The sequence below is a fragment of the Rhodanobacter sp. B2A1Ga4 genome, from assembly GCF_018101315.1.
GTDB classification, from domain to species: domain Bacteria; phylum Pseudomonadota; class Gammaproteobacteria; order Xanthomonadales; family Rhodanobacteraceae; genus Rhodanobacter; species Rhodanobacter thiooxydans_A.
In genome coordinates this window covers 450,761-465,513 of record NZ_JADBJR010000001.1, presented here as the reverse complement: position 1 = coordinate 465,513, position 14,753 = coordinate 450,761, and the positions used below count along the sequence as shown (strand labels likewise).

At 67.2% G+C, this 14,753-nt stretch carries 10 protein-coding genes; 3 read left to right on the top strand and 7 right to left on the bottom strand.

Annotation, left to right across the window (positions count from 1 at the left end; genetic code table 11):
• Positions 1 to 13: 13 nt before the first annotated feature.
• Positions 14 to 1,213 (bottom strand): pyridoxal phosphate-dependent aminotransferase, encoded by a 1,200-nt coding sequence (locus IMW82_RS02140; RefSeq protein ID WP_108472348.1) that lies wholly within the window; start codon positions 1,211 to 1,213, stop codon positions 14 to 16.
• Between the two features lie 206 nt (positions 1,214 to 1,419).
• On the opposite strand from IMW82_RS02140, the gene IMW82_RS02135 reads away from it, so the two are divergent.
• Positions 1,420 to 1,692 carry a GlsB/YeaQ/YmgE family stress response membrane protein gene (locus IMW82_RS02135; protein WP_244754137.1) on the top strand — a complete coding sequence of 91 codons (273 nt, stop codon included), beginning with the start codon at positions 1,420 to 1,422 and terminating at the stop codon, positions 1,690 to 1,692.
• Positions 1,693 to 1,812: 120 nt separating this feature from the next.
• Here IMW82_RS02135 and IMW82_RS02130 read toward each other — a convergent pair whose 3' ends face one another.
• The 3 genes from IMW82_RS02130 to IMW82_RS02120 form a co-directional block, all read right to left on the bottom strand.
• Entirely contained in the window at positions 1,813 to 2,244 is a 432-nt protein-coding gene (locus tag IMW82_RS02130; protein WP_108472349.1) for a YidB family protein, read from the bottom strand.
• A gap of 139 nt (positions 2,245 to 2,383) precedes the next feature.
• Entirely contained in the window at positions 2,384 to 2,893 is a 510-nt protein-coding gene (locus IMW82_RS02125) for a peptidylprolyl isomerase (RefSeq protein WP_108472350.1), read from the bottom strand.
• Positions 2,894 to 3,011: 118 nt separating this feature from the next.
• Entirely contained in the window at positions 3,012 to 4,760 is a 1,749-nt protein-coding gene (locus IMW82_RS02120) for a D-(-)-3-hydroxybutyrate oligomer hydrolase (RefSeq protein ID WP_234411366.1), read from the bottom strand.
• 197 nt (positions 4,761 to 4,957) lie between these two features.
• Here IMW82_RS02120 and IMW82_RS02115 point away from each other — a divergent pair, with 197 nt between their 5' ends.
• Entirely contained in the window at positions 4,958 to 5,617 is a 660-nt protein-coding gene (locus tag IMW82_RS02115) for a response regulator transcription factor (RefSeq protein ID WP_108472351.1), read from the top strand.
• A gap of 40 nt (positions 5,618 to 5,657) precedes the next feature.
• On the opposite strand, the gene IMW82_RS02110 is transcribed toward IMW82_RS02115, so the two are convergent.
• From IMW82_RS02110 to IMW82_RS02100, 3 genes are all read right to left on the bottom strand, one after another.
• Positions 5,658 to 8,966 carry a PAS-domain containing protein gene (locus tag IMW82_RS02110; RefSeq protein ID WP_211003760.1) on the bottom strand — a complete coding sequence of 1,103 codons (3,309 nt, stop codon included), beginning with the start codon at positions 8,964 to 8,966 and terminating at the stop codon, positions 5,658 to 5,660.
• 796 nt (positions 8,967 to 9,762) lie between these two features.
• Positions 9,763 to 10,785, bottom strand: coding sequence for a PHB depolymerase family esterase (locus IMW82_RS02105; protein ID WP_211003759.1), 1,023 nt, complete (start codon positions 10,783 to 10,785; stop codon positions 9,763 to 9,765).
• Between the two features lie 140 nt (positions 10,786 to 10,925).
• Positions 10,926 to 13,148 (bottom strand): TonB-dependent receptor, encoded by a 2,223-nt coding sequence (locus IMW82_RS02100; RefSeq protein WP_211003758.1) that lies wholly within the window; start codon positions 13,146 to 13,148, stop codon positions 10,926 to 10,928.
• A gap of 199 nt (positions 13,149 to 13,347) precedes the next feature.
• On the opposite strand from IMW82_RS02100, the gene IMW82_RS02095 reads away from it, so the two are divergent.
• A complete protein-coding gene (locus IMW82_RS02095; protein WP_211003757.1) occupies positions 13,348 to 14,745 on the top strand; it encodes a GntP family permease in 1,398 nt (465 codons plus the stop codon).
• Positions 14,746 to 14,753: the final 8 nt, after the last annotated feature.

The window sequence follows — 14,753 nt, the reverse complement described above, 5'->3', positions numbered from 1 at the left end:
CGATCCATGTTTTTCAGGTCAGTTCGGCGAAGAACTGCTGGATGCGTTGCAAGCCCGACTGCAACTGTGCGATCGGGCAGGTGTACGAAATGCGCATCGCGCGCGGTTCACCAAAGGCGGAACCGGGCACGCAGGCCACGCCCTTGGCTTCCAGCAGTGCGGCGCAGAACTCCACATCGTTGCTGATCGCGACGCCGTTGTGGCGCTTGCCGAACGCCACCGAAATATCCGGGAACGCATAGAACGCACCCTGCGGCTGCGGGCAGACCACGCCGGGAATGGCGCCGAGTGCGGCGAACACTGTGTCGCGCCGGCCGGCGAACTCCTTGCACTTGGCTTGCGGAACGTCCTGCGGGCCGCTCAGTGCCGCCACGGCTGCCGCAGTGATCACTTCCGGCAGGCTGGTGATGTGGTTGGAGTTGAGCGTGGTGATCGCCTTGGCCACCGACTCCGGCCCGGCCAGCAGGCCCACGCGCCAACCCGGCATGCCGTAGGTCTTGGAGACCGAGTCGACGAAGACCACTCGCTCGCGCAATTCGGGCCTGGCGAACACGAAGTTGTGGTAGCCGATGCCGTCGAACACCATCGCGTTGTAGATGTCGTCGGTGATCACCCAGGTGTCCGGGTGCTTCACCAGCACCTCGGCCAGCGCGGCGATTTCCGTGTCGGTGTAGACCATGCCGGTGGGGTTTGACGGGTTGTTGAACAGGAAGACCTTCGGCTTGCGCGCCAGGGCGGCGTCGAGCTGTGCCGGGGTGAGCTTGTAGTTCTGCTCCGGCCCGCAATGCATCACGTTGATCTTCGCGCCCACGATATCGGCGATGTCGCGGTAACTGGTCCAGTAGGGTGCGGCGAAGCAGATCTCGTCGCCTTCGTTCAACAGCGCCTCGGCCAGGTTGTACAGCACCTGCTTGGCACCGATGCCGATCGACAGGTTCATCCGCGTATAGCCAGTGAAACCCAGCGCCTCGATGTGCTTCAGGAACGCATCCAGCAATGCGTCGGCGCCGCGGTTGCTGCCGTACTGGCCGGAATCGTGCGACAGCGACTCGCGCGCGGCGGCGTACACGTGCTCGCCCGGCAGGAAATTCGGTACGCCGATGGAGAAGCTGATGATGTCGCGGCCGGCAGCCTTGAGCTGCTTCGCCTTCTCGGCAATCACCATGATCGCGCTGGGTTTGGCGCGACCGACGCGCTGGGCGAGCTGGGGCATGGGTTCCTCGACGTCAGTGGATGAGGTCTGCAAACCGGGGAATTTTAGCATGCGGCACTGCGCCATCCAGCGATCCGCAAAATCGTGCGGGATCAGGCGCCTATGGTGCAATTCGGGCAACTCCATGCATGATGCGGACGCCGCCGCACCATCGTGCACACGGTCGCTGGTGGAATTGGTCGAATCAACAACAACCCGGGAGGTAGATGTCCATGCTCCACCTTATATGGTCCATCATCGTCGGCTTCTTCGTCGGTCTGATCGGCAAGTTTCTCCTCGTTCACATCTTCCATGCCGACATCCACCTCGGCTTCTGGCTGACGGCCATCGTCGGCATCGTGGGTTCGGTCATCGGTGGCCTGATCGGCAGGATGATCAGCGCGCCGCCGCCCGACTCCAAGTTCCATACCGCCGGCTTCCTGATGTCGATCGTGGGCGCCGTCATCCTGCTGCTGGTCGTGCACTTCGTGATGCACTGAGCTTCATCGGCGAACGGGGCGCAAGCGTCCGCCCCGGTTGGCTGCGCAAAAAGAAAAACGGCGGGAGTCATCCCGCCGTTTTTTTCTTTGGCGAACCACTCCGGTTTCAGGCCAGCCGCTTCAGGCCTTGCTGCCGAGCAGCTTGCCGGCGAGGCCTTCAAGCATGCCGAGGTCAAAACCACCGCCCTGCTGGCCGGCAGCCGGAGCCTGGCCGTCCGGCGTCAGGTGATCGACCGCATGCGGCAGCAACTGCGACAAACCATTGAGCACCACACTGGGATCAACGCCGAGTTTGCCGGCAGCTTCCTGCACCACCGAGCTCATGCCACCGCTCTGCAGCGCCTGGCCAAGCTGCTCGCCGGACACCGGCTGGTTGGCGCCGGTGCCGATCCACGACTGCACGGCATCGCCCAGCCCATGCTGCTGCAACATGCTGGCCAGGCCCTGCACCCCGCCGGCCTGCTGCAGCAACTGGCCGGCCACGCCGACCAGTGAAGCCGTACCGCCGGCCTGTTGCCCCTGTCCTCCGAGCAAACTGTCGAGAAATGACATGGTCGTTCTCCCTCTTCAAGTGAATGGATGCATAGCCAGCCGATCATAGGCACGCGAAACCGTATTTGTCATGACGTTTGCGCACAAAAAGAAACCGCCGGCTGGAACCGGCGGCTTCCTGCACATCCGTGACAAAAACTCAGCCGCGCCGGTCGAGCACCGCATTCCACTCCGCCACGCGCTCGGCCTGCGCCGCCAGCAACGCGTCGACGTCGCCCTCGACGGTGACCTTCTCGATCGTGTCGCCCTGCCGGATCGTGTTGACCACGTCCATGTCGGCCGCGTCGACCACCTCGCCGAACACGCTGTGCTTGCCGTCCAGCCACGGCGTCGGACCGTGGGTGATGAAGAACTGGCTGCCGTTGGTGCGCGGACCGGCGTTCGCCATCGACAGCACGCCCGGCTTGTCGTGGCGCAGCGAGGCATTGAACTCGTCCTCGAACTTGTAGCCGGGACCGCCGCGACCGCTGCCCTCGGGGCAACCGCCCTGGACCATGAAGTCGGCGATCACGCGATGGAACGACAAGCCGTCGTAATAGCCGCGGCGGGCCAGGTTGACGAAGCTGGCGACCGTGACCGGCGCCTTGTCTTCATGCAGGCGCAGGTGGATCGGGCCGCGGTTGGTGGTGAAGGTGACGTTGATGGTCATCGCAAATCCTTGGGTTCGAAAGCTGCACCGCGCGACGGCACGGGCACGAGGTTGCCAAGAATAACCCAGCGCTGCCGCTGGCGCTGGCAAAACCGTCGACCCGGGCCACCACATCCGGCTACGGCAGACCCAGCGTGCTGCGTGTCAGAGCACCGTTGCCACGCGGTCTCGCTGCCGGCGTCGGCAAGTCGTCCGGCCACGCCGCCCCCTCGTACAGATGCGCCCACAATCGGTCCAGCGCCGCGTAGCCGTAAGGCAGCAGCGGCACGTGCTGCTCGCCGAAGCCGGGCAAGGCCAGGAACGCGTCGAAGTGCTGCGCGTGCGGCACCTTCCAGTAGATCGGGCGGCGTCCTTCGTCGCGCAGCCATGCCACGTACGGCTCGGAAGTGAACGCGGTGGGCAGCAGGCCGTCGCTGGCGCCGTGCAGTACCCACAGCGGAAGATCGCTGCGCGGCAACTTCGCTGCGGTAGCCGCGACCGAGGCATGCAACGCCTGCGCCTCATGGCCGTCGCCGGTCCACAGTGCGCGCAGGCATTCGCTGCCGATCAGGGTGGGATCGGCCGAGACACTCACCCCACCAAACAGGCCGATGCCGTTGCCCGGCGGGATGCCCGCGCCGTCCGCCCACCAGCTGGCCCGCGCCACCGGATCGGCCACGCCCGGCAGCCCGCCTGCCCCGATCGCTGCGTAATGAAAGCCACACGGCATATCCGTGGCACCGCGGCGCAGGTAGGCCGAGGCGTAGCCCGCGGCAATCACCCGCCACAGGTCGAAGGCGGTCGTGCTGGCCGCCGTCTGCATCGCCTCGTCGGTCCAGCCGCGTGCACGCAGGTACTGTCGCGCCTGTTCCGCCTGCGCCATCACGGTGTTGCCGCCGAGCTTGCCCTGCGCGCGCAGGCTGGCGCAGCGGATCGGCCATGCCGGCAACGTCACGCCGCGCGGCCCGCGCGCCAGCGGCACCGCGGCAAAATCCTCCGCGCTCAGTGCGCACGGCAGCCAGATCGCCGCCTCGGTGGCGTAGTCGTACAGCGCGCGGCCGCGGTCCTGCACGTGCACGTTCGGTTCCAGCGCCACCACGCCGGCGAAAAAATGTTCCTGGTCCAGTCCCGCCGCCTGCAGCACGGCGCCACCGCCGTTGGAGATGCCGGTGGCGATGATCTTCGTGTTCTGCGGCGTGAACGGCGCCTCGGCGGGGAACGCGCGATCGAGCATGGCCAGGCCGAACTGCGCCGCCTGGATCACGTGGCGGCCCCAGTCGCCTTCCGGGTTGTCGCCCGAATGCACGTGCTTGATCGCGATGCCGGCAGTGCGTGCGGCCGGCGGCGGCTGGAACTCCAGTTCGGCCTCGCCGCGTTTCGCGCGACGGCCGTCCAGCGCCACGCCGCTGTCGTCGGCGTAATCGAAGTAGCCCGCGCCGGTGCCCTTGTCGGTGTACGCCACCGCGCAACCATGCGGCAGGCCCCAGGCGCCGGCCAGCGCAATCGCACCGTAGATGCCGCGCGAACCGGATGAAGCAGTGACCACCAGGCAGCGTTTGTGCCGGTCGAAATTGTCCGGCAGCTGCAGCAGCACGCGATGCGGCGAACGGGCGCCGGGAATCCGCGCGAACGCCTGGTATTCGCGCCCCGGCACGTCGGGCACGCCGCCGTAGACACTGCCGTAACCGCCCAACGGGCCGAGATCGGCGATGCCTTTCCAACTGGTCTGGATCGCCCGGCGACGCAATTCTTCCGCCGTTGGCTGCAATGGATCGATGAATGCCGTGGGCAACCCGGCCAGCCCGGCCAGGCCCAGGCCCGCGCTCAACAGATCGTCGTGGCTGCGATGTTCGGTCACCCGCACCTGGCTGTCATCGACTTCACGCATGGCGGATTCCTTCCTCGTTCCGTGGCTGGCGCAAGCCGACAGCATGACGGATGCCAGCGCAGACAAGAACAGCAGCGGCGAAATGCGGGAATATTTCTTCATGCAGTCACCATAACAAGCCCGGCGACCGCCGCCATCGTACGAAAGTCCGTGTGACAAACTCGACGCGGCCGGCACGTCCCGCTAACTTGAACCCCATGACGAACCTGCTGATTGCCGACGACCACCCGCTGTTCCGTGCCGCACTGCGGCTGGCGGCAAGCGAGAACCTCGATGGTTGCCGCGTGCAGGAAGCCGCCGACCTGTCCGGCGTGCTGGCCGCACTGGCCGCCGAGCCGGATATCGACCTGGTCCTGCTCGATCTGCACATGCCCGGCAGCCGTGGCCTGTCCGGGCTGGCCGCCCTGCGCGGCCAGCACCCCGGCGTGGCGGTGCTGGTGGTGTCCGCCCACGACGAACCACGCATCGTGCGCCGCGTGCTCGACCATGGCGCCGCCGGCTTCATCCCCAAGAGCGCCAGCCCGGCCGAGATCGGCGCGGCGATCCGCAGCGTGCTCGACTGCGGCAACTGGCTGCCGCCCGATCTGGCCGAGGCCGTCGCGGCCCTGCCCGCCGATCCGGCCGATGCCGACCTCGCCGGCCGCCTGGCCCGTCTCACCGAGCAGCAGTCCCGCGTACTCGCCCTGCTCGCCGAGGGGCTGCTCAACAAGCAGATCGCCGACCGGCTGGGCATCCAGGAACGCACCGTGAAGGCGCATGTCACGGCGATCTTCGAGAAGCTGCGGGTGAGGAACCGCACGCAGGCCGGGATGCTGCTGAAGTCGCTGGAGCTGGGCGAGCCGGCGCGGGCACTGTAGGCAGCTCCATCGACCGCAGACCCCGTCCTTCATCAACACGCTACGAGTGCGTCACGCCGGCCGCCACCCGCTGCAGCACCTGGCGCAGCGCCAGTGGCTTCAACGGCTTGTACAGAACGCCGATTCCCGCTTCCAGCAGGCGCTGGCGCAGCTCGCCGTCACGGTCCGCCGTCAGCATCACGGTCGGCACGTCGGCGTGGCGCCGGTTCAACCGCTGCCACACCTCCAGCCCGGTCTGCCCGCCATCGAGGTGGAAATCGAGGATGTGCAGGTCCGGCCGCCACGGTGCCGCCAGTGCCTGCGCGGGGTTGCGCGCCGCGTGCACTTGCCAGCCCCAACTGGTCAGCAGGCTGCCGAGCGCGGCCAGCGCGGCAGGTTCGTTGTCCAGCACCAGCGCACGGCCGACCGGCAGCGCGCGCGGTGTGTCGGCGATCGGCGGCAACCGGATGGCCGCGCGTGCCAGCGGCAGGTCGATGCAAAACACGCTGCCGCGGCCGGGCCATGACTGCAGCCCCAGCGGATGGCCGAGCAGGTCGGCCATCCGCTGCGCGATCGACAGCCCCAGCCCCAGCCCCTGCCCGCCCGCAGCGCTGCCGCGGCGGAACTCCTGGAAGATCAGCTGCTGTTCCTCCGGCGCGATGCCCGGACCGGTGTCCCACACCTCGATGCGCAACTGCGCGCCGCGCCGGCGCACACCAAGCAGCACGCGGCCGCCCTCGGCGTAGCGCAGCGCGTTGGAGAGGAAGTTCTGCAGCACCCGGCGCAACAGTTGGGGATCGGAGCGTACCCAGGCGCGCGTGCCGACTGCGTCCAGCCGCACGCCGCGATCCACCGCGATGGCACGGAATTCGGCGGCCAGTGGATCGAGCACCTCGGCCAGCGCGAACGCGCGCGGCTGCGGATGCAAGCGGCCGCCTTCGAGCCGGGCCACGTCGAGCAGGCCCGTAAGCAGGCCTTCGGTGGCGGCCAGCGCGCCGTTGAGGTGCTGCGCCGTGGCGGCATCGCCGCCGCGCTCGGTGAGCGAGTGGGCGAACAGCTGCGCTGCATGCAGCGGTTGCATCAGGTCGTGGGTGACTGCGGCGAGGAAGCGGCTCTTCGACGCGTTCGCCGCCTGCGCCTCGGCCGAGGCGGCGGCCAGTTCGCGGGTGCGCTCCTCCACGCGCAGTTCGAGTGTCTCGTTGACGCGCTTCAGCGCCGCCTCGGCCTGGCGGAAGGCGGTGACGTCGGTGAAGGTGGCGACGAAACCGCCGCCGGGCATCGGGTTGCCGCGAATTTCGACGATGCCGCCGCCGGGAAAGCGCCGCTCGGACAGATGCCGCGTGCCGGCCCGCATGTGCGCCAGCCGGCGCTGCACGCGCGCATCCACTTCGCCGGGACCGAGCATGCCAGCGTCAATGTTGTGGCGGGTCAGTTCGGCCACCGGGCGGCCTACCTGCAGCAGTTCGGGAGGATAGTCGAACAGCCGCGCGTACGGCGTGTTCCAGGCGACCAGGCGCAATTCGGCGTCGACCACGCAGATGCCCTGGCTCATGTTCTCCAGCGCCGCTTCCAGCACGCGCTGGTTGAAGCGCAGGTCCTGCGCCGCCTCGCCGACGATCGCCACCACGGTGTCCAGGTCGTCGCGACCCTGCCGATGCACCACTTCCAGCAGCAGTCGCGCCGAGGCGGCGCCGATCACCGCGGCCAGTTCGTGCTCGACCTCGGCCACGCGCGCACTGCCGGCAGGCCCTGCAGCGGGCGCGCTGGCGAACAGGTGATCGACCCGCTCCGACGGCAGGAAGCGCATCGCCAGCGCGCGCAGTTCGACCAGGCCGACATCGCCCACGCTGACCGCGCGCGCCGCCCTGCCGAAACGCGAACCGGCCACCGCCAGCATCACCACGGTATTGACCAGCAGGCTGACCGCCACGGCGCGGCCCAGCCGGTTCCAGTTGCCCAGCCCGAGCAGGCCGTCCGGTGCCAGCCAATGCAGGCCGAACGGTCCGGCATGCAACCATGCCGGCGCCGACGGCAGCAGCGCCGGCAACACCGCATACATCCACACCGCGGTGCCGGCAGCGAGCCCGGCCATCACCGCCCGCGGGCCCAGTTGCGGCCGATACATCGCCGCCAGGATCGCCGGCGTCAGCCCGGCCAGCGCGGAGAACGAAATCGCGCCGATGTCGGCCAGCGCCTCGTTGCGCGCCAGCAGGCGGCTGTACGCCCATGCCAGCAGGATCAGCACCAGGATCGCCACGCGCCGGTGGTTCAGCAGTTCGCCGCGCAAGTCGCCGTGCTCGTCGCGGCCCCAGCCGGCGCGCACGCGCAACGGCGCGATGAAGTGGTTGACCACCATCAGGCTCAACGCCAGCGTGGCGATCACCACCATGCTGGTGGCCGCGCTCAGGCCGCCGAGAAACGCGATCAGCGCCAGGCCATGCTCGCCGCGCGCCAGCGGCAACGCCAGCACGTACATGTCCGACGACACCCCGCTCGCTCCCAGCCACGCGTCGCCCAACCGCGCCAGCGGCAGGATCGGCAGCGAGATCAGCAGCAGGTACAGCGGGAACAGCCAGCGCGCGGTACGCAGCTGGCCATCGTCGCGGCACTCCACGATGCCCGCGTAGAACTGGTGCGGCATGGTGAACATCGCCAGCGCGCCGAGCAGGATCAGCGCCGGGAAACCGCCGCTGTCCGGCGGCGGCGGAATGTAGCTCGGCAAGCCTGTCGGCAAGGTGGCGAACAGCAACGTGCCCAGCGCCAGCATGGCACCGAGCTTGAACAGCGACTCGAACGCCATCGCCAGCACCAGCCCGCGGTTGTGCGCCATCGTCGACGCGCGCCGCGTGCCGAACAGCATCGCGAACAGCGCCATCAGCAACGCCACGTACAGTGCGCTGTCCTGCCACGGGTCGGATTCAGCCAGCTGGCCGTGGCTGAGGATGCCGTAGCTCATCGCCACCGCCTTCAGCTGCAGCGCGATGTACGGCACGATGCCGATCACCACTACCGCGGTGACCAGCGCCGCCAGCCCGGAATGCCGCCCCAGCCGCACCGCGATCAGGTCGGCCAGCGAACCGGCGTTGTACTCCCGCACCAGTTGCACCAGCCGGCCGAGGAATTTCAGCGCGAACAGGTACATCAGGATCGCCCCGACAAACGTCGGCGGCAGCCACCAGCCCGAACGGCTGGCCTGGGTCACCGTGCCGTAGAACGTCCACGAGGTGCAGTGGATCGCCAGCGACAGCGCGTACACGATCGCCCAGCGCTTCTCGAAAATGTGCGGGCGGCGCTCGCCGAGCAGCGCCACGCCGAACAGCAGGCCGAGCCAGCACAGCGCGGCGATGGCGATGACAGTAGCGCTCAGCATGTGGCGCGCGCCTGCACGAACAACTGTACGAACGACTTCAGTCGCGATGCCGGCGTCGCACTTTGGTGCTTCAAAGCGAAGAGCTTTCGTCCTCCTTCGGAGGGCGAGTTACTTTCTCTTTGCGTGGCCAAAGAGAAAGATAACCAAAGAGAAAGGCCACCCCGCTTGGCGCTTGTTGGGCATCCTGCCCAACAAGTCCGTGAGCCGTGACCGGGCTTTTCGAGCGGGCTCCTGCCCGCGCGAAAAGGCGTTGCCATCCCTGGCAACGCCCGCTGCGCGGCCTGTCGGCCCCGTCTCACCGCCGCACAGGGGCCCCGGGTAGAGCAGCGGGCCATCCTGGCCCGCACTCGGTGATGAAGCTCAGAAACAAAGCAGAGCGGCAGCCGGAGCAAGGCGTTGCCCTGCCGTTGATCTGCTTTTGATCCGGCTCTTCTGAAAAGTACGCGCAGGATGCGCGTCGCTCTACCCGGGGCCCCTCTGAAGCGGCGAGTCGGGGCCGACAGGCCGCGTAGCGGGAGCCGACAGGGATGTCGGCTCCTTTTCGCACGGACAGGATGTCCGTTCGAAAAGCCCGGCCCCGGCTCGCGGACTTTCCGGGCAGGACGCCCGGAAAGCGCGGAAGCGGGGTGGCCTTCTCTTTGGTTACTTTCTCTTGGCCACTCAAGAGAAAGTAACTCGCCCTCCGAAGGAGGACGAAAGCTCTTCGCTCTGAAGCTTCTGGCTTCGAATAAAGCAAGAGCATCACGCACAGGGTGCGCTCCTACAGTAACGTCGAGGCCATCGACATGCGGGGCCATCAATGGCCGGCGGGCAAGCCCAGCGCGCGTACCGCGTTCACCAGCCAGCGCAACTGCACGCCGTGGCGTGTGTCGTAGTCGGCTCCGGAGTATCCCCACCAGTCCCAGCATGCTTGCGGATTCAAGGGCGCGAAACTTGCGCGGGTCTGAGGATATAGCACCGCCACGTCGTAGACGTCGGCCCAGCGGTTGAAGCCCGCACCCTCGACGAAGGCCGTGCCGACCGCAGCGGCGTTCTGCTTGCAGCCGTGGAACGCCACCACCACGCCGCAAGGCTTGCCGGCAAGACAATCCGGCGGCAGATAGACGTAGCCGGTCTCGGCCATGAACGCATCGGCCCCGTCGGGGCGCAGCGCGTCCTGGTCGAAGGTGCGCAATTCACCCTTCGCTGCGCTCGCCGCATGCGCCGGCTTGCCGAACATCTGCGCGAAGATTTCGCCGGCGGCGTCGAAGCCGCAGTGGCCGAGATACGGCGTAACCGATTTGTCGCAGTCGTCGCCGGTGGCCACCACCGGCAGATTGTGCGCAAACGCGCGCTGGCCATCGTCATGCACCTGCATGCCCTTGAGACCGGGCGTGCCGGCGCGCAACTGCTCATAGAAATGGGCACCGGCTTCCGCCACGGCCGGTGCGACCAGGGCATCGTCCCTGCCGTGCAACAGGTAGACGCGGGCATGCGCCAGATCCTTCAACGCACCGATGTCACCCACGGCGGATCGCTTGCCGGCGCTGGCCACCAGCGCGGCAACGTCCGGTGCAGGTGTGCCCTTCATGCAACTGCCCAGCGCCACGTCCAGCTTGCCGCCGGCGCAACCGTACGGACCGCCGGCGACCAGCGTCGCGTTCGGGAACAGCTCCGGGTAGGCCATCTGCATCTGCCCGGCCATGTACGCGCCGGAGGAAAGGCCGATCACGGCGGTGCGCGCAGGGTCGATTTTCAGCGCAGGCAGTGGCGGCGCATCGGCCGCGTGAGCCAGCGACGCGACCAGCAGCAAAGTCAACAGGCCGGTGAGGTTGCGCATGCATTTTCTCCGTTGGCGGACCGACATCCATCCCGTGAAACCGGAAGCGTGGCGGCATCCATCCACCACATGCCTGCACGGGCGGAAAAACACCCGCGGGAGCGCACCGGCGCTCGCGCGGGGTGGGAGAAACAACGCCGTCAGAACCGGTACTTAGCGCTCAGCGTAACCATCCGCGGAGCGCCATAGAAGCCCGTGTAGATGCCCAGCGCGCCGACGTTGTAGCCGGTGGTGCGGTAGGACTTGTTGGCCAGGTTGGTACCCTGCAGACTGAGCGACCAGGGCTGGTTGACCTGCCAGATGACGCCGGCATTCCACAGACCGTACGCGGGCTGGGCGATCAGCGGCGACAGCGTGGTTTCCGGATACACCATGGACTGGTAGGTGTAGTTCACCCGCGCCGAGATGCTGCCGCCGTCGGACAGTGGCGTGGTGTTCTCCAGCGACAGCCCGCCGGACCACTTCGGCGCATTGGTGAACTTCTGCTTGTCGGCGACGTTGACGCCGCCGGTCATGTATTCGGTGTACTTCGTGTGCAGCCAGGCGACGTTGCCGCTCAGCGTCCAGTTCTCGGCCGGCTTCCAGGCAAACTCCTCCTCCAGGCCGTCGATGTGGCCCTTGCCGGCGTTGGTGAAATCGCCGAAGAAGCCCTGGCTGCCGTTGGGCAGCGTGTAGGAGCTGAACACCGACAGCTGGATGTTCGAGTAGACGTTGTGGAAGGCGGCCGTGTTCATCATCAGCGCGCCATCGAAGAAGGTCATCTTGCTGCCCAGCTCGAACGACTGCACCTTCTCGTCGTCGATCGGACGGCACGAACTGGGTACCGCCACGCAGTTGGCGCGGATGTTGTAGCCGCCGGAGTGGAAGCCCTCGGAGTAGCTGGCGTAGAGCTTGACCTGGTCGCTCACGCTCCAGTCCAGCGAGACCTTGGGCGAGATGTTGCTGGTCGCGTGCGAGCCGCTGAAGTCGGCCAGCGTGCTGATCGGCGTGGTGAAGGTGTCGTCCGAATAACCGTAGTTCTGGATCAGCGCGGTCTTGGTCTCGTGGGTGTAGCGCAAGCCCACGTCCAGGCTCCAGGCCGGACTCAAGTCCCAGGTGAAGTCGCCGTAGCCGGCCCAGCTCTTGGTGCCCATGCGCCCGCCGGTGCCGCCGTACTGCGACAGGCCCAGCGTGGAGTACGGCGGCGAACCGAGGAAGATGTTGTGGATGTGCCCGTCGGCGTGGCCGTCGAAGTAGTAGGCGCCAAACACGCCATGCACGGTGCCGCCGGCGTCGTAGTTGGCCTGGAATTCCTGGCTGAACTGGTGGTCGGTATAGACCGCGTTCACGTCCGCGATCTTCTCCGGCAGCGTGTCGAAGTCGATGTTGGTGTCGGTCGAGGAGCCACGCACGGCGGTCACGGATTTCAGCGACCAGTTCGGGCTGGCGATCCAGTTCATCGTCAGCGCGCTGCCGTAGAGGGTGGTGTGGTTGAGCTGGGCGAAGCCGCTGCGGGTGTCGAAGTCGCTGGAGAGCGGCTGGTAGCCCGGATCGAGCTTGTTCACCGTCAGCATCTTGGCGCCGCGCGGGTTGGAGTTGTCACGCACGCCATCGACCGACAGCTGCATGTTGAACTGTTCCGAGGGGAAGAAACCGACCGTCGCGCGCGCCGCATTGGTGTTCTTGTTGCCGTTGCGGCTGCCGCTGAGGATGTTCTTGCCGAAGCCGTCGTTGTGGCCGCTGGCGTAGGCGATGCGGCCGCGCCACATCTGGTCGGCACTGGCGCCACCGAGGCTGGCCTTGACGTCCTTTTCGCCGTGGGTGCCGACGGTCGCCTCCACCGAGCCCTCGGTCTTCACCGGCAACGGGTTGGAAACGTACTTGATCGCGCCGCCGATGGTGTTCTTGCCGTACAGCGTGCCCTGCGGACCACGCAGCACCTCGATGCGGCTGACGTCGAACACGTCCAGCACCGCGCCCTGCGGGCGGGCCAGGTAGACGTCGTCGAGGTAGATGCCCACGCCCGGGTCGAAGCCCCAGGTCGGATCGGCCTGGCCGACGCCGCGGATGTAGGCGGTGAGCGTGGTGTTGGAGCCGCGCGCGGCGTAGATCTGCAGCGAGGGCACCTTGCCCTGCAGGTCGGAAAGGTTCTGCACGTTCTGCTTTTCCAGCGCCTGCGCGGTGAAGGCGCTGACCGCGATCGGCACGTCCTGCAGGGTTTCTTCGCGCTTGCGCGCGGTCACCGTGATCTGATCGAGCTGCTTGACGCTAGTGGTCTTTGCCGGTTCGCCGCCGGTATCGGCAACTTGCTGCGCATACAACGGCGCCGCGGACAGCAGCCCGGTGGCCAGGCCGATCGCCAGACTCAGATACGTGCGCTTCATGGTTTCCCCTTTCCTGTGGTGTGACCGACAGTGGACGCCGCCATCGATGATGGATGCTGATGAAGCGAGCTTAGGCATCCGTCGAAGGACGGGCACTTGTACCTTCGTACAGTGCCGCCCCGGATCAGCGCTGCGGATACTCCGGGGCCATGGTCCTGGCCGTTGCCGCGGGCCGGGCTCATCTCAAGGAGATTCACGGATGGCTTTTCTGATCGTGCTGGCCGCGCTGTGCTTCCTGATGTTCGCGGCCTATCGCGGCTACAGCGTCATCCTGTTCGCGCCGATCGCCGCGCTGGGCGCGGTGCTGCTGACCGAACCGTCGCTGGTGGCGCCGATGTTCACCGGCCTGTTCATGGACAAGATGGTCGGCTTCCTCAAGCTGTACTTCCCGGTGTTCATGCTGGGCGCGGTGTTCGGCAAGCTGATCGAGCTGTCGGGTTTTTCCAAGGCGATCGTGGCGGCCACCATCGGCCTGGTCGGGCGCAGCCGGGCGATCCTGTCGATCGTGCTGGTCTGCGCGCTGCTGACCTACGGCGGCGTGTCGCTGTTCGTGGTGGTATTCGCGGTGTACCCGTTTGCCGCCGAACTCTTTCGCCAGTCCGACATTCCGAAGCGGCTGATCCCCGGCACCATCGCGCTGGGCGCGTTCACCTTCACCATGGATTCGCTGCCCGGCACGCCGCAGATCCAGAACATCATCCCCACATCGTTCTTCGGCACCAACACCTGGGCGGCGCCGTGGCTGGGCGTGATCGGCGCGGTGTTCATCCTGATCGCAGGCCTGGGCTATCTGGACTGGCGCCGGCGCAAGGCCGCCGCGGCGGGCGAAGGCTACGGCGACAACCTGGTCAACGAACCGGCCCCGTTCGAGGGCGGCAAGCTGGCCCATCCGCTGATCGCGCTGTTGCCGCTGGTGCTGGTCGGCGCGTGCAACAAGCTGTTCACCGACCTGATCCCGCGCCTCTACGGCGAAACGCAATCGTTCCTGCCCAGCGTGGTCGGCAGTGCTAAACCCGTCGTGCAGGAGGTATCGAAGGTCGCCGCGATCTGGGCAGTCGAAGGCGCGCTGCTGGTCGGCATCCTGTGCGTGCTGGTGTTTGCATGGCGTGCGGTGACCACGCATCTCGCTGCCGGCAGCCAGGCGGCGGTCGGCGGCGCGCTGCTGGCCTCGATGAATACCGCTTCGGAATACGGCTTCGGTGCGGTGATCGCCGCCCTGCCCGGCTTCAAGCTGGTCGCCGATGCGCTGCACACGATCCCGAACCCGCTGCTCAACGAGGCGGTCACCGTCACCGCGCTGGCCGGCATCACCGGCTCGGCCTCCGGCGGCATGAGCATCGCCCTGGGCGCGATGGCCGAGACCTTCATCGCCAACGCGAATGCGGCCGGCATCCCGATGGAAGTGCTGCACCGGGTCGCCGCGATGGCCTCCGGCGGCATGGACACGCTGCCGCACAACGGCGCCGTGATCACCCTGCTGGCGGTCACCGGACTGACCCACCGGCAGTCCTACAGGGACATCTTCGCGATCACCGTGATCAAGACCCTGGCGGTGCTGGTGGTGGTAGCGGCGTACTATTTCCTCGGCGTGGTGTAGCCGCGCCC

Coding starts and splice junctions, on each gene's coding strand:
- IMW82_RS02140 (WP_108472348.1), bottom strand. CDS start 1,213: ATGCCCCAGCTCGCCCAGCGCGTCGGTCGCGCCAAACCCAGCGCGATC.
- IMW82_RS02135 (WP_244754137.1), top strand. CDS start 1,420: ATGTCCATGCTCCACCTTATATGGTCCATCATCGTCGGCTTCTTCGTC.
- IMW82_RS02130 (WP_108472349.1), bottom strand. CDS start 2,244: ATGTCATTTCTCGACAGTTTGCTCGGAGGACAGGGGCAACAGGCCGGC.
- IMW82_RS02125 (WP_108472350.1), bottom strand. CDS start 2,893: ATGACCATCAACGTCACCTTCACCACCAACCGCGGCCCGATCCACCTG.
- IMW82_RS02120 (WP_234411366.1), bottom strand. CDS start 4,760: ATGCGTGAAGTCGATGACAGCCAGGTGCGGGTGACCGAACATCGCAGC.
- IMW82_RS02115 (WP_108472351.1), top strand. CDS start 4,958: ATGACGAACCTGCTGATTGCCGACGACCACCCGCTGTTCCGTGCCGCA.
- IMW82_RS02110 (WP_211003760.1), bottom strand. CDS start 8,966: ATGCTGAGCGCTACTGTCATCGCCATCGCCGCGCTGTGCTGGCTCGGC.
- IMW82_RS02105 (WP_211003759.1), bottom strand. CDS start 10,785: ATGCGCAACCTCACCGGCCTGTTGACTTTGCTGCTGGTCGCGTCGCTG.
- IMW82_RS02100 (WP_211003758.1), bottom strand. CDS start 13,148: ATGAAGCGCACGTATCTGAGTCTGGCGATCGGCCTGGCCACCGGGCTG.
- IMW82_RS02095 (WP_211003757.1), top strand. CDS start 13,348: ATGGCTTTTCTGATCGTGCTGGCCGCGCTGTGCTTCCTGATGTTCGCG.